The organism is Staphylococcus sp. IVB6214, assembly GCF_025558585.1.
GTDB lineage: Bacteria > Bacillota > Bacilli > Staphylococcales > Staphylococcaceae > Staphylococcus.
Map to the genome: position 1 here is coordinate 713,506 of NZ_CP094723.1, position 23,845 is coordinate 737,350.

The following is a 23,845-nucleotide window of genomic DNA, read 5'->3' on the forward strand; positions in this document are numbered from 1 at the left end:
ATGTGTGCATCATTTAATCTTGCTATCATGGTTTCAATTCATTGACCTTCCTTATTATTGTTTGCTTTATCTCCGTGTTTTATCTAAAATGACGAGTGACAATGAAGGAGGTTTATTGGCTTATGAAATTGAAGAAAACAGCCGGAATCGCATTAGCAGCGACAGTATTATTAGCAGGATGTAACAAAGATGGAGAACAGATAGATAATTATAATGAACATTTGAGTAACCTTCAAAGATTAGAAGCGCCTATTCAAAAGGTTAATAATGAAATGAACAAGTTAGAGAAAGAAAAAGAAAAAATCTCTAAAGAAATCACTGGAAAAGACATTTCACAAGTTCAGGACAAAGTAAAAACATTTTTAGATAATGCAGATAAACGTCAAGAGCAGTTAGAAAAAGAAGAAGCTGCAATGAATGAGTCTAAAAAAGTTTTTGAAAAGATGAAGAAAACAACAAATAAAATTGAAGATGAGGCAAATAAAAAAGAACTCAAAGAATTCAATGATGCGTTAGCAGATAAGTACAAAAAGCATGAAGCATTTATCAACGGGTACAAAAACTTAGTCAATAAAGAAAAAGATTTATTCGGATATTTCCAAGATGAGTCTGGTACACAAGAAGGGGTGGATGAACGTTCAAAAGCAATACAGTCTGCTCAAAAAGAAATGAATGACAAAGTTAAAGCGTATTCAAAATCAATTCGCAAGATGCAATCAGAGAGACGCGATGTAGAAGAAGTGATCAATAATTAGACTGTAACAGTTTGAATGAATGACTATAACAGTTTCTGAAACTGTAATGTTATCAACTATTACAGAACTTGCATCAAACTACTTAAAAGTTACACAGTTTTATGTTACTATGTATGAAGATGAAATATATATAAACGGGAAAGGTATGGTGAATTGCATGGCTGCTAAGTTAAAAGCCCAATTCGATGCAGAACAAGTATTGAAAGATACTGAATCGAAGTTTGAAATGGTTCAAATCCTAGATGCAGATGGTAATGTAGTTAACGAAGATTTGCTTCCAGATTTATCAGATGAAGAATTAGTTGAATTAATGAGAAGAATGGTATGGACACGTATTTTAGACCAACGTTCTATTTCATTAAACAGACAAGGACGTTTAGGTTTCTACGCACCTACTGCTGGTCAAGAAGCATCACAACTTGCTTCACAGTTTGCATTAGAGAAAGAAGACTTCATTCTTCCAGGATACCGTGACGTACCACAATTAATCTGGCACGGTTTACCATTAACGAAAGCGTTCTTATTCTCACGTGGACACTTCGTAGGTAACCAAATGGAAGATGTGAATGCATTAAGCCCACAAATCATTATCGGTGCACAATATATCCAAGCTGCGGGTGTCGCATTCGGTCTTAAAAAACGTGGTAAACAAGCTGTTGCAATTACTTACACTGGTGACGGTGGTTCTTCACAAGGTGACTTCTATGAAGGTATTAACTTTGCGTCAGCTTACAAACTACCAGCTATCTTTGTAATTCAAAACAATAACTACGCGATTTCAACACCGCGTTCAAAACAAACTGCTGCCGAAACATTAGCTCAAAAAGCAGTTGCAGTAGGTATCCCTGGTATCCAAGTTGATGGTATGGATGCATTAGCTGTATATCAAGCAACAAAAGAAGCACGTGATCGTGCGGTTGCTGGTGAAGGTCCAACGTTAATCGAAACAATGACTTATCGTTATGGTCCACATACAATGGCTGGTGACGACCCAACACGTTATAGAACTTCTGATGAAGATGCTGAATGGGAGAAAAAAGACCCACTTGTTCGCTTCAGAAAATTCTTAGAAAATAAAGGGTTATGGTCTGAAGAAAAAGAAAACGAAGTCATCGAACAAGCTAAAGATGAAATTAAAAAAGCAATCAAAGAAGCAGACAACACTGCTAAACAAACAGTGACTTCATTGATGGAAATCATGTATGAAGATATGCCTCAAAACCTTGCTGAACAATATGAAATTTACAAAGAGAAGGAGTCGAAGTAAGCCATGGCACAAATGACAATGGTTCAAGCGATTAACAATGCGCTAGCAACTGAACTTAAAAACGACGAAAACACTTTGATCTTTGGTGAAGACGTTGGTGTTAACGGTGGTGTATTCCGTGTAACTGAAGGTTTACAAAAAGAATTCGGTGAAGACCGTGTATTCGACACACCTTTAGCTGAATCAGGTATTGGTGGATTAGCATTAGGTTTATCGACTCAAGGCTACCGTCCAATCATGGAAATCCAGTTCTTAGGCTTCGTATTCGAAGTATTCGACTCAGTAGCTGGACAAATTGCACGTCACCGTTTCCGTAGCGGTAACTCAAAAGTTGCACCAGTAACAATCCGTACACCATTCGGTGGTGGGGTGCACACACCTGAACTTCACGCAGATAACTTAGAAGGTATTCTTGCGCAATCACCAGGTCTTAAGGTAGTTATTCCTTCAGGCCCATATGATGCGAAAGGTTTACTTATCGAAAGTATCCGTAGCAACGACCCTGTTGCATACCTTGAGCACATGAAATTATACCGCTCATTCCGTGAAGAAGTACCTGAAGAAGAGTACACAATTGAACTTGGCAAAGCCAACGTTAAACGTGAAGGTACTGATTTAACAATCATCACTTATGGTGCAATGGTTCAAGAAGCAATGAAAGCTGCTGAAGAACTTGAAAAAGAAGGTCATTCAATAGAAGTTATTGACTTACGTACTGTTCAACCATTAGATGTTGATACTTTAGTTGCTTCAACAGAAAAAACTGGACGTGTTGTAGTCGTTCAAGAAGCACAAAAACAAGCTGGTGTAGGCGCTAACGTCGTTTCTGAATTATCAGAGCGTGCAATTCTATCATTAGAAGCACCTATCGGACGTGTTGCAGCACCAGACACAATCTACCCATTCACACAAGCTGAGAATGTATGGTTACCAAATAAAAATGATATCATTGAAAAAGTAAAAGAAACATTAGAATTCTAATAACTGTTTAATTGTTAGGTGAGTTGTCTCTTTTGAGCAATGATGCATAAAAGTAAGCTCGCTTTGTAAAAACATTCGATGTTAGTTGAGTGATTTACATTTGGCGAGCTGCTTTTGAGATATTAAATCAACGTCTTTAATTAGACAAAAAAATGATGTAAAAATAGGAGGAAACAACGTGGCATTTGAATTTAAATTACCAGATATTGGTGAAGGTATCCACGAAGGTGAAATTGTAAAATGGTTTATTAAAGCTGGAGATACAATTGAAGAAGATGATATTCTATGTGAAGTACAAAACGACAAATCAGTTGTTGAGATTCCATCTCCTGTAACAGGAACAATTGAAGAAGTAGTTTTAGAAGAAGGTACAGTTGCAGTCGTTGGTGACACAATTGTAAAAATCGACGCTCCAGATGCAGGTGACATCCAGTTCAAAGGAGGACATGATGATGAACCTAAAGAAGAAGCGCCAAAAGAAGAAGTAAAAGAAGAAGCAAAAGAAGAAGCAAAAGAAGCACCTGCTGCAGCCCCTCAAGCAGATGTAGAAGTTGACGAAAACCGCATGATTAAAGCAATGCCTTCAGTGCGTAAATATGCACGTGACAACAATGTGAACATTAAGGCTGTTAATGGTAGCGGTAAAAATGGTAGAATTACAAAAGAGGATGTTGATGCATACTTAAACGGCGGTGGCCAAGCAGCTGCAACTGAAACAGCATCAGCTGAATCAACAGAAGCAAGCGCACCAGCAGCGTCTGCAGCACCAGCGGCATCAGCTGAAGGTGAATTCCCAGAAACAACTGAAAAAATTCCTGCAATGCGTAAGGCGATTGCGAAAGCAATGGTTAACTCTAAACACACTGCGCCTCACGTAACATTAATGGATGAAATCGATGTTCAAGCATTATGGGATCACCGTAAAAAATTCAAAGAAGTTGCTGCTGAGCAAGGTACGAAGCTTACATTCTTACCATACGTTGTAAAAGCATTAGTTTCAGCATTGAAAAAATATCCAGCACTTAACACTTCATTCAATGAAGAAGAAGGTGTAGTTGTTCATAAACATTACTGGAATATCGGTATCGCAGCTGACACTGAAAGAGGTTTATTAGTACCTGTTGTGAAACACGCTGACCGTAAATCAATGTTCCAAATTTCTGATGAAATCAATGAACTTGCTGTTAAAGCACGTGATGGTAAATTAACTTCTGATGAAATGAAAGGTGCTACATGCACAATCAGTAACATCGGTTCTGCAGGTGGACAATGGTTCACACCAGTTATCAACCACCCAGAAGTTGCAATCCTAGGTATTGGTCGTATCGCACAAAAACCTATCGTTAAAGACGGTGAAATTGTTGCAGCACCAGTATTATCATTATCATTAAGCTTTGACCACAGACAAATTGATGGTGCAACTGGTCAAAACGCAATGAACCACATCAAGCGTTTATTAAACAATCCAGAACTATTATTAATGGAGGGGTAAAACATGGTAGTCGGAGATTTTCCAATTGAAACAGATACTATTGTCATCGGAGCAGGTCCTGGTGGATATGTTGCCGCAATTCGTGCAGCACAATTAGGACAAAAAGTAACAATCGTTGAGAAAGGCAACCTTGGTGGTGTTTGTCTTAACGTTGGGTGTATCCCATCAAAAGCACTTTTAAATGCGTCTCATCGTTATGATCACGCACAACACGGTGAAGAGTTAGGTATTACAGCTGAAAACGTAACTTTAGACTTTGGTAAAGTTCAAGAGTTCAAAGGTTCTGTTGTAAACAAATTAACAGGCGGTGTTGAAGGGTTACTTAAAGGTAACAAAGTTGAAATTGTTAAAGGTGAAGCTTACTTCGTTGACGGTAACAGCTTACGTGTTATGGACGAGTCAAGTGCACAAACTTACAACTTCAAAAACGCGATTATTGCAACTGGTTCACGCCCAATTGAAATTCCTAACTTCAAATTCGGTGGCCGTGTATTAGATTCAACAGGTGCATTAAACTTACAAGAAGTACCTAAAAAATTAGTTGTAGTCGGTGGCGGTTACATCGGTTCTGAGTTAGGTACAGCTTACGCTAACTTCGGTACTGAAGTAACAATTCTTGAAGGTGCAAAAGAAATCCTTGGTGGATTCGAAAAACAAATGGTTGCACCAGTTAAGAAGAAAATGAAAGCTAAAGGTATGACAATTGAAACAGAAGCTTTAGCAAAATCAGCTGAAGAAACTGACAACGGCGTAAAAGTAACTTATGAAGTAAAAGGCGAAGAGAAAACAATCGAAGCTGACTACGTATTAGTTACTGTTGGTCGTCGTCCAAACACTGATGAACTCGGCTTAGAAGAAGCTGGCGTTAAACTTACAGATCGTGGTTTAGTTGAAGTTGACAAACAAGGTCGTTCTTCAGTAAACAGTATCTTTGCAATTGGTGACATTGTTCCGGGTCTTCCATTAGCACATAAAGCAAGCTATGAAGCAAAAGTAGCAGCAGAAGCAATTGCAGGACAAAATGCAGAAGTAGACTACATTGGTATGCCTGCTGTATGCTTCACTGAGCCTGAACTTGCACAAGTAGGTTACACAGAAGCTCAAGCAAAAGAAGAAGGTATTGCGTACAAAGCTTCTAAATTCCCTTACCAAGCAAATGGTCGTGCGTTATCATTAAATGATACAGACGGTTTCGTTAAGTTAATCACACTTAAAGAAGACGACACATTAATCGGTGCACAAGTAGTTGGTACAAGTGCTTCTGACGTTATCTCTGAATTAGGTCTTGCTATTGAAGCAGGTATGAATGCGGAAGATATCGCATTAACAGTTCACGCTCACCCAACATTAGGTGAAATGAGCATGGAAGCTGCTGAAAAAGCAATCGGTTTACCAATTCACACAATGTAATCATTTTGTGTTGATATATCAAAAGGAGGCTGAGCTCTCATGCTCAGTCTCTTTTTCTGTTTGAAGGAGGGGTGTACAACATGGAATATCAATATCCAATTGATGTTGATTGGACGCAAGAAGAAATGGTTGATGTGATCTCATTCTTCAATGCGATCGAATCATACTATGAATCTTCAGTCGAACGTGAGACATTGATGGCGCGTTATCGTGCGTTTAAAAAGGTTGTTCCAGGTAAAGCAGACGAGAAAAATATCTTCTCTGAATTTAAATCGAGCAGCGGTTATGATAGCTATCTCGTAGTGAAAAAAGCAAAGAATGAAACAGAGCAGAAAACTTTGCGTAATCGCTAAAAAATGGTTGTAATTCGAGCTGTATTTTGTTATTTTTATTAAGCGTTAAACAAAATGTTTAGTAAAAGTAAACTTAATGCAGCTTTTTTTATGTAAGTATTTATTAGGACAAGTAGGTGAAGTTGTGGAAATTGGTCAAAAGATAAGAAATTTGCGCCATCTTAAGAATTTGACGCAAGAAGAATTAGGTGAACGAACTGATTTGTCTAAAGGGTATATCTCACAAATAGAGAGCAATAAAACTTCTCCAAGCATGGAGACATTTCTCAATATCCTAGAGGTTCTGGGTACAACACCTCGTGATTTTTTTGAACAGCAAGAAGTAACGAAGGTGCATTACCCTAAGCATGAACAACTCACATATGACGAAAGTGACAAAGGATATTTTCTGCAATGGCCAGTGAAAACATCAAACGAATTTGACATGGAGCCTCTCATTCTAAAGTTACAACCACAAGCCTCGTATAAGACATTTGAAGCTTCAATGTCGGATACATTTATTTACTGCTTAGAAGGTACAGTGACTTTGACATTGGGAGATGAATTCTTTGAAGCCCAACAAGGTGATGCGCTTTATTTTAAAGCAACACATGCACATAAATTATCGAATCATGGAGATGTTGAAGCACGTCTACTACTTGTCGCAACATCATCTTACTTATAGGAGGAAACGCACGTGGCACCTTTATTAACATTTGAACAGGTTACCAAAGTGTATGATGGTTCAACCATTTTAGACGGTATCGATATTGAAATAGAATCAGGCTATTTTTATACAATACTAGGTCCTTCTGGATGTGGTAAAACAACAATGCTCAAACTCATTGCAGGCTTTGAATCACCGGATGCAGGAAAGATTGTTTATCTTGGTAAAACAATCAATGATCTTCCTGCTAACAAACGTCAAGTTAATACAGTATTCCAAGATTACGCATTATTTCCGCATTTGAATGTGTATGATAATGTCGCATTTGGACTGAAGCTAAAAAAGCTAAACAAAAAGACGATTGACGCCAAAGTGAAAGATGCGTTGAAACTTGTGAAGTTGGAATCTTATATTCATAGTCCTATACAAGCTTTGAGTGGCGGACAAAAGCAACGTATTGCAATTGCACGTGCGATTGTGAACGAACCAGAAATTCTATTGTTAGATGAGTCGCTATCTGCTTTGGATCTCAAATTGCGAACGGAAATGCAATATGAACTGAGAGAGATTCAATCTCGATTAGGGATCACATTTGTATTCGTAACACACGATCAGGAAGAGGCATTAGCCCTGAGTGATTATATTTTTGTGATGCGTAAAGGTAAAGTCGAGCAATTCGGAACGCCGACAGATATTTATGATGAACCGGTGAATCGTTATGTTGCAGACTTCATTGGTGAGTCTAATATTATTGAAGGGACAATGATTGAGGACTTTGTCGTAAATATTTACGGACAAGATTTTGACTGTGTCGACCAAGATATTCCAGCGAATACAGCAGTAGATGTAGTCATTCGACCAGAAGATATTTCACTCGTTCCAGAAGCGCAAGGGCTGTTTCAAGCAACAGTTACGTCAACACTTTTTCGCGGTGTACACTATGAAATTATTTGTGAAGACCACAAAGGATATGAATGGACGATTCAATCAACGAAAAATGCAGAAATTGGTTCACGTGTCGGTCTCGACTTTGAACCGGAAGCGATCCATATTATGGTACCGGGTGAAACTGAAGAAGAATTTGATGCACGTATAGAAGGATATGGAGATGGTAACGATGAGACATCTTAATCGATGGTTAGCCATTCCATATTGGCTATGGATGATTGGTTTTATTATTGTGCCTGTGGCAATGTTAATCTACTTTTCTTTTATAGATATAGAAGGACACTTTTCATTAACGAACTATGCACAATTTTTATCATGGCGTTATATGCGCATGTTACTAGAATCGATTATATACGCAGCGATGATTACTTTGATCTGTTTATTGTTTAGTTATCCAGCTGCTTACTTTATTCGTCAATCAAAGCATGCAGCAAGTTGGTTATTAGTCATGATTATTCCTACGTGGATGAATCTACTACTAAAGACATATGCATTTATTGGCATTTTCAGTCATGATGGAGTTATCAACCAATTGTTGAGATTTTTGCATATACCCACACAAACAATTTTATTTACAGCACCAGCATTTGTTCTAGTCGCAGCATATATTTATTTACCATTTATGTTACTACCTATTTATAACAGTATGAAAGATATCCCTGATCAGTTATTTTATGCTGCTCAAGACTTAGGCGCTAGCCCAATCACCATTGTGCGAAAAGTACTCTTTCCGCTATCCATTGAAGGGGTTAAAACAGGTATTCAAGTGACTTTTATCCCAGCGTTATCATTATTCATGATTACACGTTTAATCGCAGGAAATAAAGTCATCAATATCGGTACAGCGATTGAAGAACAGTTCTTAGTGATTCAAAACTTTGGAATGGGTGCAACTATTGCACTATTTCTCGTATTGTTTATGATGATTACGCTCATTTTCACACGGACGAAAGATCAAGGGGGAATATCACGATGAAATGGTACGGTAAAACATATCTATATATCCTACTCGTCGTATTATATTTGCCAATCTTTTTCTTGATGTTGTACTCCTTTAACAGTGCGGGAAATATGATTCACTTTGAAAAGTTTACATTGGAACACTATGAAACGTTATTTGCAAATAAACGATTACTTCAAGTTGTGTTTAATACGATTGCAGTAGCATTGATTGCCGCAGCGATATCTACAATCATTGGGTTGTTTGGTGCACTGGCTTTGTACCATATACGTCAACAGATGCTTAAAGTATCATTGCTCACGCTGAATAATGTACTCATGGTATCATCTGATGTTGTGATTGGTGCTTCATTTTTAATTATGTTTACAGCAATCGGTCACTATACAGGATTTAGCTTAGGATTTACATCTGTCTTGATCTCGCATATTGCATTTTGTATACCTATTGTGGTGATTGTCATTTTACCAAAACTTTATGAGATGAATCACTCAATTATTAACGCTGGAAGAGATTTAGGTGCAACGGAATGGCAGTTATTTACGAAAATATTAATTCCACAATTGATGCCCGGCATTGTAGGTGGATTTTTTATGGCACTCACATATTCGCTTGATGACTTTACAGTGAGCTTCTTCGTTACAGGGAATGGTTTTAGTGTGTTATCTGTTGAAGTGTATTCAATGGCTCGACGTGGTGTCAGCATGGAAATCAATGCGATATCAACCTTGTTGTTCGTGGTAATAATGATGGGGTTAATTGGTTATCAACTGATGCAGAGACGACAGCGTAAACAACAGTTAAAGAGACGAGGTGTGGCACAATGAAGCAATTTGTACAATTGATAGGCGGGGCCCTCCTATTTGGTATGTTAAGTCTTGCGATTGGTTATTGGATCAGTCATGATAACGTCAAAGAAGAACAAGAAGAGTTATATGTTTATAACTGGGGAGAGTATATTGATCCGGCATTGCTTCAAAAGTTTGAAAAACAGACGGGAATTAAGGTTATTTATGAAACATTTGATTCAAATGAAGCAATGGAAGCCAAGATCAGAAATGGCGGGACGCATTATGATGTTGCATTTCCAAGTGATTACACGATAGAGAAGATGAAACAGTCAAACTTATTGATACCTTTGGATCACGAACAAATTCCGAACATGAAACATTTAGACGCACATTATATGAATCAACCTTTTGATCGAAAGAATGTTTATTCAGTCCCATACTTTTTTGGTACGGTCGGAATTCTTTATGATCAAGAAAAGTATCCTGATATGAAGTTCGAACATTGGTCAGATCTTAAAGACCCACGATTGGCCAATGATGTAATTTTTGTCGATGGTGCTCGTGAAGTGATGGGGTTAGGTTTGAATAGTCTTGGGTATAGTTTGAATGACACGGACTCGAAACATTTAAGTGAAGCAGAAGAACATCTCAAAACATACGTCCCAAATATACGAGGTGTTGTTGGAGATGAAGTGACAATGATGCTTGAGCAGCATGAGGCAAGTGTTGCTGTCATGTGGAGTGGTTCAGCTGCTCCGTTGTTCCAAGAAGACGATCGATTTGATTATGTTGTTCCCAAAGATGGATCTAATCTATGGTTTGATAATATGGTCATCCCAAAAACAGCACAGAATGTTGAAGGTGCGCATAAGTTTATTAACTTTATGCATGATCCAGAAGTGAATCGTCAAAATGCGGAATGGGTTGCATATGGGACGCCAAATAAAACAGCGAGAAATCTGTTACCGGAAGAGATTAAGAATGACGAACGTGTCTATCCTAGTGAAGAAACGCAAAAGCGCTTAGAAGTGTACGAGAATCTTGGTACAGATGTACTGAGTGAATACAATGAGCGATTCTTGAATTTCAAGATGGCTTTATAATTTAATATAATACGATATAATATAAGGAAAATAATAAGGAGTGACATTATGACAGGTGAGATGTATACACAAATTAGACGACCTGTGAATCGACTAGCTGAAAAAATATTAGGCTGGTTAAGTTGGTTATTAATATTAGGGGCAACCGTCATTGCTATGTTCTTTGGACTTGTCTTATTCAGTAATGAGAACTCCATTCAGAGATTAGAAGTTGAACTCGCAAATAATCCAACAGTACAGGAGATTTTAGCAAATTATAATTTAACAGCAACAGAATTAGTAATCCAATTACAAAATGGTGTATGGGCATTTATTGTTTATTTAATTGTCTGCTTATTGATTTCATTTTTAGCATTGATTTCAATGAATCATCGCATTCTTTCAGGTATATTATTTTTGATTGTCTCTTTCATCACATTGCCATTGATTGTGATGCTCGTTCCAATATTCTTCTTCATCATTGCTTTGATGATGTTTGGTCGTAAAGAACGTATTGAATCTGTACCTATGTATGATGCATACGAATTTGAACCACAACGACCTGTTTATGTTGAAACAGAAAGAGAACCAGTCCCACCACAACGAGAAGTCGATTATTATGATGCACATGAGGAAAAGATGGAGCAACCTACAGATCCGTCTAACATGTCTCGAACAGCGAAGTATCATCACAAACAATCCGATGTGCAAGCAACAACTGAAGACGAACTCCGTACAGATAGCACGAACGTTGAAGACTCGTATAATACGGATCATATATCACAAAATGACGATGCACCATATACGTATGAATCGATTGAAGATACGGTACCATTGTCGAAAGAGGCAGTGAAACAACAGAAAAAAGAAGAAAAAGCACAATTGAAGGCAGAACGTAAAGCAGCACGCAAAGCGAAAAAAGCTTATGAGAAGGAGCAACGTCAAAACAGACCGAGCGCCTCATCACAACGTCGTCAAAATTATGAAGACCGTATGAAGAAACAACAGGAACGTACGGAACAAGATGAAACGAATAAAGACCAGTCTTAAACAAAATAAGCTGAAAATCTCAAAAATTAAGCGATTGAGGTTTTCAGCTTGTTTTTTCGGGTAAACAATATCAAAGATACTTTGAAGGAGGAATTAGCATGTCAGAGAACTATACATATCAGTCATACGAAGCACCTGAACAACAACAAGTACAAGAGAAACATCCCATTCCACCAAACAAACCATTTAAAAGAACGATTGAAAAATCATTAACTTGGATCGGACTTGTATTGCATCTTATTTGGGGATTGTTAATTGCATTTGGCACATCAATGCTCCCAAAAATTCAATCAGAAAGCCCAGAGTTACGTAAAGCATTGATTGAAGAAGGGTATGATCCAGAGTTATTAAATAAAATTGATCCAACATCAATGATTATCATAGCGATTGTGATGACGGTCATTCCGTTTATCTTAGCTTTAATTGCCGTCTTTTTATTCAAAAAATCTGTTCTAGCAGGTATTTTACTTATTTTGGCGGCTGTATTAGGTGTTGTGATGAGTGGTAGCTTTATCGCTGCACTGTTATGGTTTGTGGCAGCAATCATGTTATTTGTTCGCAAGCCGAAAGACTCGAAATATGTCGTGTCTAATGATGAACATCGTACATTTTAAATAATATATAATAAAAAAGGCGATACACATTTTGGATGTGTATCGTCTTTTTTAGCGATAAAACTTAATGAGATAGTCAAACGTTTCTTCAAGAAATGCGATGAATGTGTCATCATCTGCAAGTTCAGGTGCATCAGGGGTTAGAGAACGTGCAACGAAAAATTCGCCCTTTTTAACATTTTTAGCACGTTGAATGCCTTTTTCAACATCTGCTTCAGATAAATGACTGATTTTAGATTTATCTGGTTTTGTATGATCCAGAGATATTTGAAAGTCAGGCGGTAATGTAATCAAAGTCTCCCAATTTTTTTCAAACACTTGAACGTCATTCGTTTTATTTGGGTTCTCGTGCATCATGCCATACATTACGAAAAGATGATCTTCAAATAAACCTATTTGAAAATGTGGAAGCATCTTATATCCACGTGGATTTGTCGCAATGGCAACCCATGTATCTTTAGGAGGATTGACTGTACGACGTGCATGTTTAGCAACGTGCGGATAAAATGTTTCTCCTGTCACGCTTTCAAGATATTCAGAAAAATAATCACCGAGTGCACGAAGTTGTGGCCGAATATGTGCATCAAGTGCTGCCATGCGTTCAGCTAATCCTTCAACTTCAAAAACTTTAAAATCATCTTGTTTGAATGTATAACGTACCATATGATACCTCCTAAATCGCATTTTAATGACTATATTGTAGCACATCTCAAATCATGTCACATTTAAATCAAACCATTTTCATGTATAATAGAAGCATTAGGAGTGAGATATATGCATTTATACGATTATGCAAAACAGCTTGTGTTAGAAGCAGGCAATCATTTGCGCAAGATGATGAGTGAAGCGATAGATATAGAAACGAAATCAAATCCTAACGATCTCGTAACAAATGTTGATAAAGCGGTGGAACAATTCCTGTTCGATGAGATAAAAACGACGTATCCAAGTCATCAAATCATCGGAGAAGAAGGACATGGACACGATCTGAATGACTTGCAAGGGACTGTTTGGGTGATAGATCCAATTGATGGAACATTAAACTTTGTGCATCAAAGCGAAAACTTTGCGATCTCAATTGGTATTTTTAAGGATGGAAAAGCTTATGCGGGATTTGTCTATGATGTGATGGCAGATACGTTATATCATGCTAAAGCAGGCTTTGGAGCTTATCGAAATGAGCACTTACTTGAACCGATTGCAGATACGGAGTTACATAAAAGTATCATCGGAATGAATCCAAATTGGTTAGCTGCGAAAAAAATCACACCTGTATTAGCGCCGATTATTAGTGATTCAAGAACAGCGCGTGCTTATGGATCTGCGGCATTGGAGATTGTTTATGTGGCAATGGGTCAATTGGCTGCATATATTACACCAAGACTACAACCGTGGGACTTTGCAGGTGGTATGATTATTTTACATGAAGTGGGTGGTGTAGCGACGAACTTTATGGGAGATCCACTCACAATCACACATCCGGATTCTGTCGTTGTAGGGAATCAAGCGGTTCATGAGACGATTATGAAGCAATATATGCAACCGCATCATGATTTCTTAGCACCGTGGCATACGAATTATCGAAGTTAAAGTTAGAGCGGGATATGACATGTCATATCCCGCTCGTTATTTGATGTGGTGCGTTGAAGATGTTATAACCAGTCGTTCTCACGATATTTCTTTTTTAATGTAAAGCCATAGCCGAATGTTGCCATCATCAATGCGAATGTAATGATCATCCATAATAAGCTGCCAGCAGCAATGGCAAAACTAAACATTGTTAGAAAGAAAACGGCAATAATCGCCAAAACAAGAAAAATAGTTTTAGATTTTTGCATTCTTAACCCCACCTCATAGTTTCATCTGTGCATTTCTATGATATAATAAACAAGTTACAAAAGAAAGTGGCAATTTACTCATGAAAGGAATTACAGTATGACAAGTAGAAGAGAAGATGTGCGCAACATTGCGATTATTGCTCACGTAGACCATGGGAAAACAACATTGGTCGATGAATTATTAAAACAATCAGGTATTTTCCGTGAGAACGAGCATGTTGAAGAACGTGCAATGGACTCGAATGACATTGAAAGAGAACGTGGTATTACAATCTTAGCAAAAAATACTGCGATCGATTATAAAGGAACACGAATTAACATCTTAGATACACCAGGTCACGCCGACTTTGGTGGAGAAGTAGAACGTATTATGAAAATGGTGGATGGGGTTGTCCTTGTTGTTGATGCATATGAAGGCACAATGCCACAAACACGTTTCGTATTGAAAAAAGCATTGGAACAAAACTTGAAACCAGTTGTAGTTGTGAATAAGATTGACAAGCCATCTGCACGTCCAGAAGGTGTTGTTGATGAAGTATTAGACTTATTTATCGAACTTGATGCAAATGATGAGCAATTAGAATTTCCAGTTGTCTATGCATCAGCGGTAAATGGTACAGCTAGTCTTGATTCAGATAAGCAAGATGAAAACATGCAATGCTTGTATGAAACAATTATGGAATATGTACCAGCACCAATTGATAACCGTGATGAGCCTTTACAGTTCCAACCAGCATTATTAGACTATAACGATTATGTTGGACGTATTGGGATTGGTCGTGTATTCCGTGGAACGATTAAGGTTGGCGATAGCGTATCATTATTGAAGTTAGACGGTTCAGTGAAAAACTTCCGTGTAACGAAAATATTTGGTTTCTTCGGTTTAAAACGTGAAGAAATTCAAGAAGCGTATGCGGGTGACTTGATTGCTGTATCAGGTATGGAGGATATCAACGTTGGTGAAACAATCACACCACAAGATAACCAAGAAGCATTACCTGTATTGCGTATCGACGAACCAACTTTAGAGATGACATTCCGTGTCAATAACTCACCATTCGCAGGTCGTGAAGGTCAATTCGTTACAGCACGTCAAATTCAAGAGCGTTTAGATATGCAACTTGAAACAGACGTGTCACTTAAAGTTACACCAACAGATTCACCAGATGCATGGACTGTTGCAGGTCGTGGTGAATTACACTTATCGATCTTAATCGAGAATATGCGTCGTGAAGGTTTTGAATTACAAGTATCAAAACCACAAGTTATTTTGAAAGATATTGATGGAGAGTTACATGAGCCATTTGAACGTGTTCAAGCGGAAGTACCTGAAGAGTATGCAGGTGCAATTATTGAATCACTTGGCCAACGTAAAGGTGAAATGGTCGATATGGTAACAACGGATAACGGATTAACACGTTTAATCTTTAATGTGCCAGCACGTGGCTTGATTGGTTATACAACAGAATTTATGTCAATGACACGTGGTTATGGTATCATTAACCATACATTTGATGAGTTCCGTCCACGTATCAAAGGACGTCTTGGCGGTCGTCGTAACGGTGTACTTGTATCAATGGACCAAGGTAGTGCAAGCGAATATGCAATCTTAGGATTGGAAGATCGTGGTATCAACTTTATGGAACCGGGTACAGAAGTGTACGAAGGTATGATTGTTGGACAAAACAACCGTGAAAATGACTTAACAGTTAACATTACAAAAGTAAAACATCAAACAAACGTCCGTTCTGCGACAAAAGACCAAACAGAAACAATGAAAAAACCGCGTATTTTGTCTCTTGAAGAAGCACTTGAATTTATAAATGATGACGAACTTGTAGAAGTAACACCTGAAAACGTTCGTTTAAGAAAGAAAATCTTGAATAAAGGTCAACGTGAAAAAGAAGCAAAACGTATTAAGCAAATGATGGAAGAGAACGCATAAGCGTATCCGATGAATAATTGATAAAGAGAATGAGACTTATTTCAATCAAGTTGAGTTAAAATCTTGATTTAGAGATAAGTCTCATTTACTATATTGCATATTGTATGTTAGATAAATAGGAGGATGTTTAGCATGAATGAGAAATTTGCACCACTGTTCCAACCATTGACATTTCCTAATGGGAAAACAATTGAGAATCGTTTCGTACTTGCGCCGTTAACGCATACGATATCAAATGAAGATGGTACGGTATCGGATAGAGAAGTGGCGTATATGTCATCTCGTACGAAAGGTGTCGGCCTTGCGATTACGGCGGCGAGTTATACGAATGTAGAAGGTAAAGCATTTCCAGGACAGCCTTCTATTTCGAAGGATGCGGATATCGAAGGCTTGCGTCGTGTTGCAGAGACGATTAAAGAGAATGGTGCAACAGCGATTGTTCAAATTCACCACGGTGGTGTGAAGTCGTTACCAAATTTAGTGCCGAACGGTGATGTGAAGGGACCAAGTGAAGTAGAAACGAGTGGTTGGGGTGAAAAAACACCGCATAGCGCACGTGAGATGACAGGAGAAGAAATCTATCAAGCAATTGAAGATTTTGGACGTGCGACATCACTCGCGATTAAGGCGGGATTTGATGGTGTTGAAATTCACGGTGCCAATCACTATTTGATCCATCAATTCTTCTCACCCTATTATAATCGCAGACATGATATGTGGGGTGAGCCATTGCGCTTCCCAGTAGCTGTTGTTGATGAAGTGCTACGTGTTGCTGAAGAAGAAGGGCCAGAAAACTTTATTGTGGGATATCGTTTCTCACCAGAAGAAGCAGAAACACCAGGTATTACAATGTCGCGTACAAAATGTTTAGTCGATACATTAATTGAAAAATCACTCGACTACTTACATGTATCTTTAGGTGATATTCAATCACGCACAAGAGAAGGGGAATATGCAGGGGAAAAACGTATTTCACTCTTGTTAGATTGGATTGATGGGCGTATGCCATTAATCGGTGTTGGATCGATATTTAATGCGAGAGACGTTATGGCTGCACAAGAAACGGGAACACCATTACTTGCGTTGGGTCGTGGACTGTTGTTTGATCCAGAATTTGTTCAAAAGATAGAAGCAGGGCGTGAATCTGAAATTATCGATTATTTTGATGCTGAAAGAGAAGATAAGCATTCACTGCCAGATGAATTATGGGAGTCATTTGCGACCGAACATTATGCATCACCGAAGAAAAACGAACGTTAAACTAAAAAAGTCATGATGCGACATTACGCATCATGACTTTTTTCTGTAGACAACGATTGAGCAGGGCGTTGTCGTGGTGTATCCAAGCGGCTCTTACATTCGTCACACATAAATGTGCGAATTGGATTGTTTTTCAAGCGTTTTGATAACAGGGTATTTTCGTCTAGTAATACCTCCGTATCACAGATGACACATGTCACTTTTCGCATGAATTATAGCACCTCAATGTGTGTGACGTGTTTGAATTCGTATTGATACCCTTCATCTTGTGTATAGATGAAGCTGTCCACACCGTCATCTTCATATAGTCGTTTACCGTCTTTTGCGAATTGGAAGAAGAGATATGGTAAAAGTGTAAACGGCACATCGATATGTTCTGACGCATTTGATAAACGAATTGTCGTTGCTGACGCATGTGGTTCTGCATTTTTGAAAAACGGCGTCATGTTAATGACGAAAGAACCTTTTAAGACAGCGCGTTTTTTGTATTCAATTTCGGAGTTAAGTGTTGGTGGGTTTGTTTGGCCTTCAAGTATAGCTCTGTTCCACTCACGATTGTCTTCAAACTTGATTGGCTTTTCTCCTTCAAAAACACCTTTCTCCAAATCTTCAATTGTTACTTTGCGGTCATCAAATATCCAAGTTGTACTATCAAGTGTAATTGGAAATTTAACAGCACCTTTAATTTGAATCATAGCTTATGCACTCCCTTGTTTTGACTAGTTCTATTCTAACATATATGAAAGTAGGGAGCTTTGGAATTTACTTGCTTTTTACTATGGGATAAGATAAACTTTTTACATGAAGATAAATCAATAGGGGGAGTCTGTCATGAGCAAGCAACATGATTATAGAACTGCTGCATATGACCAATTGAACCAAGATGCAGATCGCATTTTACAACTTATCAAAGTTCAAATAGATAATTTAACGTTACCACAGTGTCCATTATACGAAGAAGTATTGGATACACAGATGTATGGTTTACAGAAGGAAGTCAATTTTGCTGTAAATCTAGGTTTAGTGGATCAGGAAGATGGCAAGGCATTAATGTTACGTCTTGAGAAGGAATTATCAAAATTACACGAAGCATTTTTACGTATATAGAGTAGGTGGGACAATGCCGTTCATTTCAATGACGATTGTCCCATTATCATGTATGCTGTTTAAATGCTATGAATTGGATGTTTTAAATCTATGAACCGAATAAAAAATTTTTTTCGATATATTTTGGGTACCTCTAAATATATCGATTTTCCGTTATTACTCACTTATATTGCGCTCTGTTTAATCGGGCTCACGATGGTATATAGTGCGAGTATGGTACCTGCCACACGTGGGACACTAACTGGGGGTATTGCTGTATCTGGCACATATTTTTATATGCGCCAGCTCATCTATGTCATCGTTGGGTTTAGTATCGTTTTCTTTATGGCGTATATAATGGATATTCGTATTTTAAAAAATCGTAATGTCCAACAAGGTATGATGGCTGTCTTGCTACTCTTATTATTTGCGACACTTGTTTTCGGTAGCGAAATCAATGGTTCTAAGAGTTGGTTGAACTTAGGATTTATGAATTTACAAGCATCCGAGTTGCTCAAGGTAGGTATCATTTTATATGTCCCATATATTATTGATAGAAAATGGATACAAATACAACAGAATCCTAAAGTTGTCTACGGACCATTGTTCTTTGTAGGTTTCATCATTGTACTCGTTTTATTCCAAAAAGACGTTGGACAGACGATGCTACTTACTGCCATATTGATTTGTATTTTTATCTATACTGGAATCGGTATGAAAAATATTTTGAGATTATTATCGGCACCCTTCTTAGGTTTGGTCGTAGGGATTATCATTATTGTTGTTTTCCGAATCAATATATTACCAGCATACTTAACGGCACGCTTCAGTGCGTTAGAGAATCCGTTCAATTATGAGTCGGGTATCGGTTATCATCTGGCGAATTCATTATTGGCAATTGGGAATGGTGGATTGTTTGGTCGTGGACTCGGTAATAGTGTGATGAAGCTTGGTTACTTACCAGAGCCGCATACTGATTTTATTTTTGCGATTATTTGTGAAGAGCTTGGCTTTATCGGTGCATTAGTTGTACTGATACTGATATATTCGATTGTTTACCGTGCGCTTGTAATGGCATCTCGTACAGATTCTTATTTTTATAAGTTAGTCTGTGTTGGTATTGCAAGTTACATCGGCATACAAGCATTCGTCAACTTAGGTGGTATTTCTGGACTTATCCCATTAACAGGTGTGCCATTACCATTCATCAGTTTCGGTGGATCTTCCATGATGAGTTTGAGTATGGCGATCGGGCTACTACTTCTTGTTGGTAAACAAATTAAATATGAAGAAGCACGACAACGTTATTATGAAAGACGACGCTAAGATAAATGATTCACACGATATTACAAAGTTTAAACATTTTGTAATATCGTGTTTTTTTGTTTTTTTTAGTGTACGATTATTTATGAAAACCTGGGAGTGGGACAGGGAGTGTGACATAATAAATTTGTGCTCTGGAAAGCTAATAAACGGTGTCCCAAAAGCAGGATTTTCGACAGAACTACCACGATTTCGGCAAAATTTGAAAAGCAATTTTGCTCATCGTTCGGTTCTGCTCAAATCCTAAGCGCTTTTGTCCCAACCTCGTCGTCCCACCCCGGCAAGGGTGACTAGAAGTGAAAAAGTTTGTAAAAATGCATTTTCACTTCAGACACCTACTGCCATTACACTTATTTCTACATCAAAAAAAAGAGCTGAGCACTATTACTCACCTCCGTCAAATTTTTTTGACAATAGCACTTTTGCGTTTTAGAATATAAGTATTGATTACCTGATGTTATTGAAAAAGATAACAAAATCTTATCAAATAGATAATCATATTTAATCAACATTGGATAAGATGTGTAGAAAACACACAAAATAGGGGGCTGATAGCATGCAACGTATAAAAAAAATCTTAGTTGCTAACCGTGGTGAAATTGCAATTCGAATTTTTAGAGCAGCAACAGAATTAGGGATTCAAACTGTCGCAATTTATTCTAAAGAAGATATGCGTGCTTTACATCGTTATAAAGCAGATGAAGCTTATTTGGTAGGAGAAGATCTTGGACCCGCTGAATCATATTTGAATATCGAACGTATTATTCAAATTGCGAAAGAAGCAAATGTAGATGCCATCCATCCAGGTTACGGTTTTTTAAGTGAAAATATGCAGTTTGCGAAACGTTGTGCAGAAGAAGGCATTATTTTTGTCGGGCCAGAACTTGAACATCTTGATATGTTTGGTGATAAGGTCAAAGCACGTACAACAGCAATACGTTGGAACTTACCAGTCATACCGGGAACAGACGGCCCCGTAGACAATATCGAAGCAGCAGCAGCTTTTGCTGAAACAGCAGGTTACCCTTTGATGATCAAAGCGACGAGTGGCGGCGGCGGTAAAGGGATGCGAATTGTTCGAGATGCTTCTGAGTTGTCCGAAGCTTTTACTCGTGCAAAATCAGAAGCGGAGAAATCTTTTGGTAGCAGTGAGGTTTACATAGAGAAGTTTATCGATGAACCGAAGCATATCGAAGTCCAAGTGATAGGGGACAAAGAGGGCAATATCATCCACCTATATGAACGTGATTGTTCTGTTCAACGACGTCATCAAAAGGTTGTTGAAGTGGCACCATCTGTGAGTTTGTCTGAAGCAATGCGTGAAGAGATTTGTCGTGCCGCTGTTGATTTAATGCAACAAATAAAATATGTCAATGCAGGAACAGTTGAATTTTTAGTATCCGGTGATGATTATTATTTCATTGAAGTAAACCCACGTATTCAAGTTGAACATACGATTACAGAAATGATTACCGGTGTTGACATCGTTAAAACACAGTTACTCATTGCTGATGGGGAACTATTACATGGTGATCGCGTCGGATTACCACAACAAGCAGATATACAATCGATGGGATATGCGATTCAATGTCGTATTACAACAGAAGACCCAACTCAGGACTTCATGCCTGATACAGGACGTATTGTTGCCTACCGTTCAAGCGGTGGTTTTGGCGTACGTCTCGATGCAGGAGATGCCTTCCAAGGTGCTGAAATTTCACCCTACTATGATTCTTTATTAGTAAAAATTTCAACGCATGCCATCAGTTACAAAGAAGCAAGAGAAAAAATGGCACGTTCACTACAAGAAATGCGTATTCGTGGCGTAAAAACGAATATTCCATTTTTATATAATGTCATTCAACATGTACAGTTTGCTTCGGGTGATTATTCAACGAAGTTTTTAGAAGAAGCACCTGAGTTATTCATCATTCAGCCTTCAAGAGACCGTGGAACGAAAACATTGGAATATATCGGCAATGTGACAATCAATGGGTTCCCAAGTGTAGAGAAACGTCCTAAACCACATTTTGAAGCTGCAGATGTGCCAAAGGTAAAAGAGAGAGAGATTACACAATTACGTGGTACGAAGCAATTGTTAGATGAACAAGGACCTAATGCTGTGGCGGAATGGGTGAAAGCGCAAGATGAAGTATTGATCACGGATACGACATTTCGTGATGCACATCAATCATTATTAGCGACACGTGTCCGTACACATGACTTGTTACAGATTGCACCAGAAACAGCACGTGTGATGCAAGATAACTTTTCACTAGAGTTATGGGGTGGTGCGACGTTTGATGTGGCATACAACTTCTTGAAAGAAAACCCCTGGGATCGACTCAAATTATTAAGAAAAGCCATTCCGAATGTACTCTTCCAAATGTTATTACGTGCATCGAATGCGGTTGGTTATAAAAACTATCCGGATAATGTCATACAGAAGTTTGTCTCAGAAAGTGCAAAAGCAGGCGTAGATGTGTTCAGAATTTTTGATTCGTTGAACTGGGTAGAACAGATGAAGGTAGCCAATGAGGCGGTACAGGAAGCGGGCAAAATATCAGAAGGAACGATTTGTTATACAGGTGATATTTTAGATACAACGCGTTCGAATGTGTATACATTAGAATATTATGTTGACTTAGCGAAAACATTGGAGCGAGAAGGCTTCCATATGCTGGCAATCAAAGATATGGCAGGTCTCTTGAAACCACGAGCTGCATACGAATTAATCGGTGGGTTAAAGGCAGCAGTGGACTTACCAATCCACTTGCATACACATGATACGAGTGGTAACGGAATATTGACATATAACCAAGCGATTAATGCAGGTGTGGATGTGATTGATACCGCTGTTGCAGCGATGTCAGGATTAACAAGTCAACCGAGCAGCAACTCGCTTTACTATGCGATGAGTGGTTTCTCCCGTGACATTCGTATGGATATTGAAGGTCACGAACGTTTATCACATTATTGGGATGCGATTCGTCCGTACTACCAAGACTTTGAAAGTGACATGAAGTCTCCACATACAGAAATCTATCAACACGAGATGCCGGGTGGACAATACTCTAACTTACGTCAACAAGCCAAAAGTCTCGGATTGGGTGAACGATTTGGCGAAGTGAAAGAGATGTATCGCCGTGTGAACTTATTGTTTGGTGATATCGTTAAAGTAACACCGTCTTCAAAAGTTGTCGGAGATATGGCACTGTACATGGTTCAAAATGATTTGGATGAAGCACAAGTACTATCTGACGGACATAAACTGGACTTCCCTGATTCAGTCGTCTCGTTCTTCAAGGGGGAAATCGGTCAACCGGTGAATGGTTTCAACAAACAATTACAAGAAGTTATTTTGAAAGGACAAAAAGCACTCACTGATCGTCCGGGTGAACATCTAGCACCTGTTGATTTTGATCAATTGAAAGTAGAACTTCAGGAAAAGCAACAGCGTGAAGTGACGGAACAAGATGTGGTGAGTTATGCACTTTATCCGAAAGTATATGAGCAATATATGCAGACATTTGAACGATTCGGAGATGTGTCACTGTTAGACACACCAACATTCTTCTTTGGCATGCGTGATAATGAGACGATTAAGATTGAAATCGACAAAGGAAAAGTATTGGTCATCACATTACAAACAATTACGCAACCTGATGATAATGGTATGCGTACAGTTTTCTTTGAAATGAATGGTCAAGCACGACGTATCCAAGTGAAAGATGAAAATATTCAAGCGGTACATCTTGCCAAACCAAAAGCAGACAAAAACAATCCGAACCATATCGGCGCACAAATGCCAGGTACGGTCATTGATGTAAAAGTGTCAGAAAATGATGTAGTTGAAGCAGGACAATCTTTAATTATTACTGAAGCGATGAAGATGGAGACAACTGTTCAAGCACCATTTAAAGGGACGATTAAATCAATACACGTCCAAAACAATGATGCTATTGAAACAGGAGATTTATTAATTGAAATAGAAAAGCTTGATGGATAGAAGAAACCCGCTTGTCATTGTATTATGCATGACAAGC

General features: G+C 38.3%; 23 protein-coding genes. 19 read left to right on the forward strand and 4 right to left on the reverse strand.

The window, feature by feature from the left end; translation table 11 throughout:
- The first annotated feature begins 122 nt into the window (after nucleotides 1–122).
- The 13 genes from MUA51_RS03435 to MUA51_RS03495 all read left to right on the forward strand — a co-directional run bounded on the left by MUA51_RS03435 (nucleotide 123) and on the right by MUA51_RS03495 (nucleotide 12,347).
- Complete coding sequence (locus tag MUA51_RS03435; protein ID WP_262560473.1) at nucleotides 123–755, forward strand: YkyA family protein; 633 nt, start codon at nucleotides 123–125, stop codon at nucleotides 753–755.
- Nucleotides 756–912: 157 nt separating this feature from the next.
- Complete coding sequence (gene pdhA, locus MUA51_RS03440) at nucleotides 913–2,022, forward strand: pyruvate dehydrogenase (acetyl-transferring) E1 component subunit alpha (protein ID WP_262560859.1); 1,110 nt, start codon at nucleotides 913–915, stop codon at nucleotides 2,020–2,022.
- 3 nt (nucleotides 2,023–2,025) lie between these two features.
- Nucleotides 2,026–3,003: an alpha-ketoacid dehydrogenase subunit beta gene (locus MUA51_RS03445; protein ID WP_262560474.1), complete on the forward strand. Its 978-nt coding sequence runs from the start codon at nucleotides 2,026–2,028 to the stop codon at nucleotides 3,001–3,003.
- Nucleotides 3,004–3,181: 178 nt separating this feature from the next.
- On the forward strand, nucleotides 3,182–4,495 hold the full coding sequence (locus tag MUA51_RS03450) for a dihydrolipoamide acetyltransferase family protein (RefSeq protein ID WP_262560475.1): 1,314 nt from the start codon (nucleotides 3,182–3,184) through the stop codon (nucleotides 4,493–4,495).
- 3 nt (nucleotides 4,496–4,498) lie between these two features.
- Complete coding sequence (lpdA, locus tag MUA51_RS03455) at nucleotides 4,499–5,905, forward strand: dihydrolipoyl dehydrogenase (protein WP_095116110.1); 1,407 nt, start codon at nucleotides 4,499–4,501, stop codon at nucleotides 5,903–5,905.
- 80 nt (nucleotides 5,906–5,985) lie between these two features.
- Nucleotides 5,986–6,258 (forward strand): UPF0223 family protein, encoded by a 273-nt coding sequence (locus MUA51_RS03460; protein WP_262560477.1) that lies wholly within the window; start codon nucleotides 5,986–5,988, stop codon nucleotides 6,256–6,258.
- A gap of 124 nt (nucleotides 6,259–6,382) precedes the next feature.
- Entirely contained in the window at nucleotides 6,383–6,922 is a 540-nt protein-coding gene (locus tag MUA51_RS03465) for a helix-turn-helix domain-containing protein (RefSeq protein ID WP_262560860.1), read from the forward strand.
- 12 nt (nucleotides 6,923–6,934) lie between these two features.
- Nucleotides 6,935–8,035 carry an ABC transporter ATP-binding protein gene (locus tag MUA51_RS03470; RefSeq protein ID WP_262560478.1) on the forward strand — a complete coding sequence of 367 codons (1,101 nt, stop codon included), beginning with the start codon at nucleotides 6,935–6,937 and terminating at the stop codon, nucleotides 8,033–8,035.
- Entirely contained in the window at nucleotides 8,022–8,828 is an 807-nt protein-coding gene (locus MUA51_RS03475) for an ABC transporter permease (protein ID WP_262560861.1), read from the forward strand. The genes MUA51_RS03470 and MUA51_RS03475 overlap by 14 nt, the downstream gene beginning before the upstream one ends.
- On the forward strand, nucleotides 8,825–9,637 hold the full coding sequence (locus MUA51_RS03480; RefSeq protein ID WP_262560479.1) for an ABC transporter permease: 813 nt from the start codon (nucleotides 8,825–8,827) through the stop codon (nucleotides 9,635–9,637). The genes MUA51_RS03475 and MUA51_RS03480 overlap by 4 nt, the downstream gene beginning before the upstream one ends.
- Nucleotides 9,634–10,704: an ABC transporter substrate-binding protein gene (locus MUA51_RS03485; RefSeq protein ID WP_262560480.1), complete on the forward strand. Its 1,071-nt coding sequence runs from the start codon at nucleotides 9,634–9,636 to the stop codon at nucleotides 10,702–10,704. Before MUA51_RS03480 ends, MUA51_RS03485 begins: the two co-directional genes overlap by 4 nt.
- Before the next feature lie 48 nt (nucleotides 10,705–10,752).
- Nucleotides 10,753–11,733: a lipoteichoic acid stability factor AuxB gene (gene auxB, locus MUA51_RS03490; protein WP_262560481.1), complete on the forward strand. Its 981-nt coding sequence runs from the start codon at nucleotides 10,753–10,755 to the stop codon at nucleotides 11,731–11,733.
- Between the two features lie 98 nt (nucleotides 11,734–11,831).
- The gene (locus tag MUA51_RS03495; RefSeq protein ID WP_262560482.1) at nucleotides 11,832–12,347 is read left to right on the forward strand and encodes a DUF4064 domain-containing protein; all 516 of its coding nucleotides are present in this window, start codon (nucleotides 11,832–11,834) and stop codon (nucleotides 12,345–12,347) included.
- A 51-nt stretch (nucleotides 12,348–12,398) separates the two neighbouring features.
- Here the strand turns inward: MUA51_RS03495 and MUA51_RS03500 are convergent, their stop codons facing one another.
- Nucleotides 12,399–13,010, reverse strand: a complete 612-nt coding sequence (locus MUA51_RS03500) for a YktB family protein (protein WP_262560483.1) — start codon at nucleotides 13,008–13,010, stop codon at nucleotides 12,399–12,401.
- Between the two features lie 111 nt (nucleotides 13,011–13,121).
- Here MUA51_RS03500 and MUA51_RS03505 point away from each other — a divergent pair, with 111 nt between their 5' ends.
- Complete coding sequence (locus MUA51_RS03505) at nucleotides 13,122–13,937, forward strand: inositol monophosphatase family protein (protein WP_262560484.1); 816 nt, start codon at nucleotides 13,122–13,124, stop codon at nucleotides 13,935–13,937.
- Between the two features lie 62 nt (nucleotides 13,938–13,999).
- Here MUA51_RS03505 and MUA51_RS03510 read toward each other — a convergent pair whose 3' ends face one another.
- On the reverse strand, nucleotides 14,000–14,185 hold the full coding sequence (locus tag MUA51_RS03510) for a DUF5325 family protein (RefSeq protein WP_262560485.1): 186 nt from the start codon (nucleotides 14,183–14,185) through the stop codon (nucleotides 14,000–14,002).
- 97 nt (nucleotides 14,186–14,282) lie between these two features.
- On the opposite strand from MUA51_RS03510, the gene typA reads away from it, so the two are divergent.
- Both typA and MUA51_RS03520 read left to right on the forward strand, forming a co-directional pair.
- The gene (typA, locus tag MUA51_RS03515) at nucleotides 14,283–16,130 is read left to right on the forward strand and encodes a translational GTPase TypA (RefSeq protein WP_095116132.1); all 1,848 of its coding nucleotides are present in this window, start codon (nucleotides 14,283–14,285) and stop codon (nucleotides 16,128–16,130) included.
- Nucleotides 16,131–16,262: 132 nt separating this feature from the next.
- Complete coding sequence (locus MUA51_RS03520) at nucleotides 16,263–17,390, forward strand: NADH-dependent flavin oxidoreductase (RefSeq protein ID WP_262560486.1); 1,128 nt, start codon at nucleotides 16,263–16,265, stop codon at nucleotides 17,388–17,390.
- A gap of 23 nt (nucleotides 17,391–17,413) precedes the next feature.
- Here the strand turns inward: MUA51_RS03520 and MUA51_RS03525 are convergent, their stop codons facing one another.
- Together MUA51_RS03525 and MUA51_RS03530 are read right to left on the reverse strand one after the other, a co-directional pair.
- On the reverse strand, nucleotides 17,414–17,599 hold the full coding sequence (locus tag MUA51_RS03525) for a YlaI family protein (RefSeq protein ID WP_262560487.1): 186 nt from the start codon (nucleotides 17,597–17,599) through the stop codon (nucleotides 17,414–17,416).
- 3 nt (nucleotides 17,600–17,602) lie between these two features.
- Complete coding sequence (locus MUA51_RS03530; RefSeq protein ID WP_262560488.1) at nucleotides 17,603–18,085, reverse strand: hypothetical protein; 483 nt, start codon at nucleotides 18,083–18,085, stop codon at nucleotides 17,603–17,605.
- A gap of 136 nt (nucleotides 18,086–18,221) precedes the next feature.
- Between MUA51_RS03530 and MUA51_RS03535 the strand changes: the two genes are divergently transcribed.
- The 3 genes from MUA51_RS03535 (at nucleotide 18,222) to MUA51_RS03545 (ending at nucleotide 23,808) form a co-directional block, all read left to right on the forward strand.
- The gene (locus MUA51_RS03535; RefSeq protein ID WP_262560489.1) at nucleotides 18,222–18,497 is read left to right on the forward strand and encodes an Fpa/YlaN family protein; all 276 of its coding nucleotides are present in this window, start codon (nucleotides 18,222–18,224) and stop codon (nucleotides 18,495–18,497) included.
- A gap of 90 nt (nucleotides 18,498–18,587) precedes the next feature.
- Nucleotides 18,588–19,802, forward strand: a complete 1,215-nt coding sequence (locus tag MUA51_RS03540) for an FtsW/RodA/SpoVE family cell cycle protein (protein ID WP_262560490.1) — start codon at nucleotides 18,588–18,590, stop codon at nucleotides 19,800–19,802.
- A 553-nt stretch (nucleotides 19,803–20,355) separates the two neighbouring features.
- The gene (locus MUA51_RS03545) at nucleotides 20,356–23,808 is read left to right on the forward strand and encodes a pyruvate carboxylase (protein ID WP_262560491.1); all 3,453 of its coding nucleotides are present in this window, start codon (nucleotides 20,356–20,358) and stop codon (nucleotides 23,806–23,808) included.
- Nucleotides 23,809–23,845: the final 37 nt, after the last annotated feature.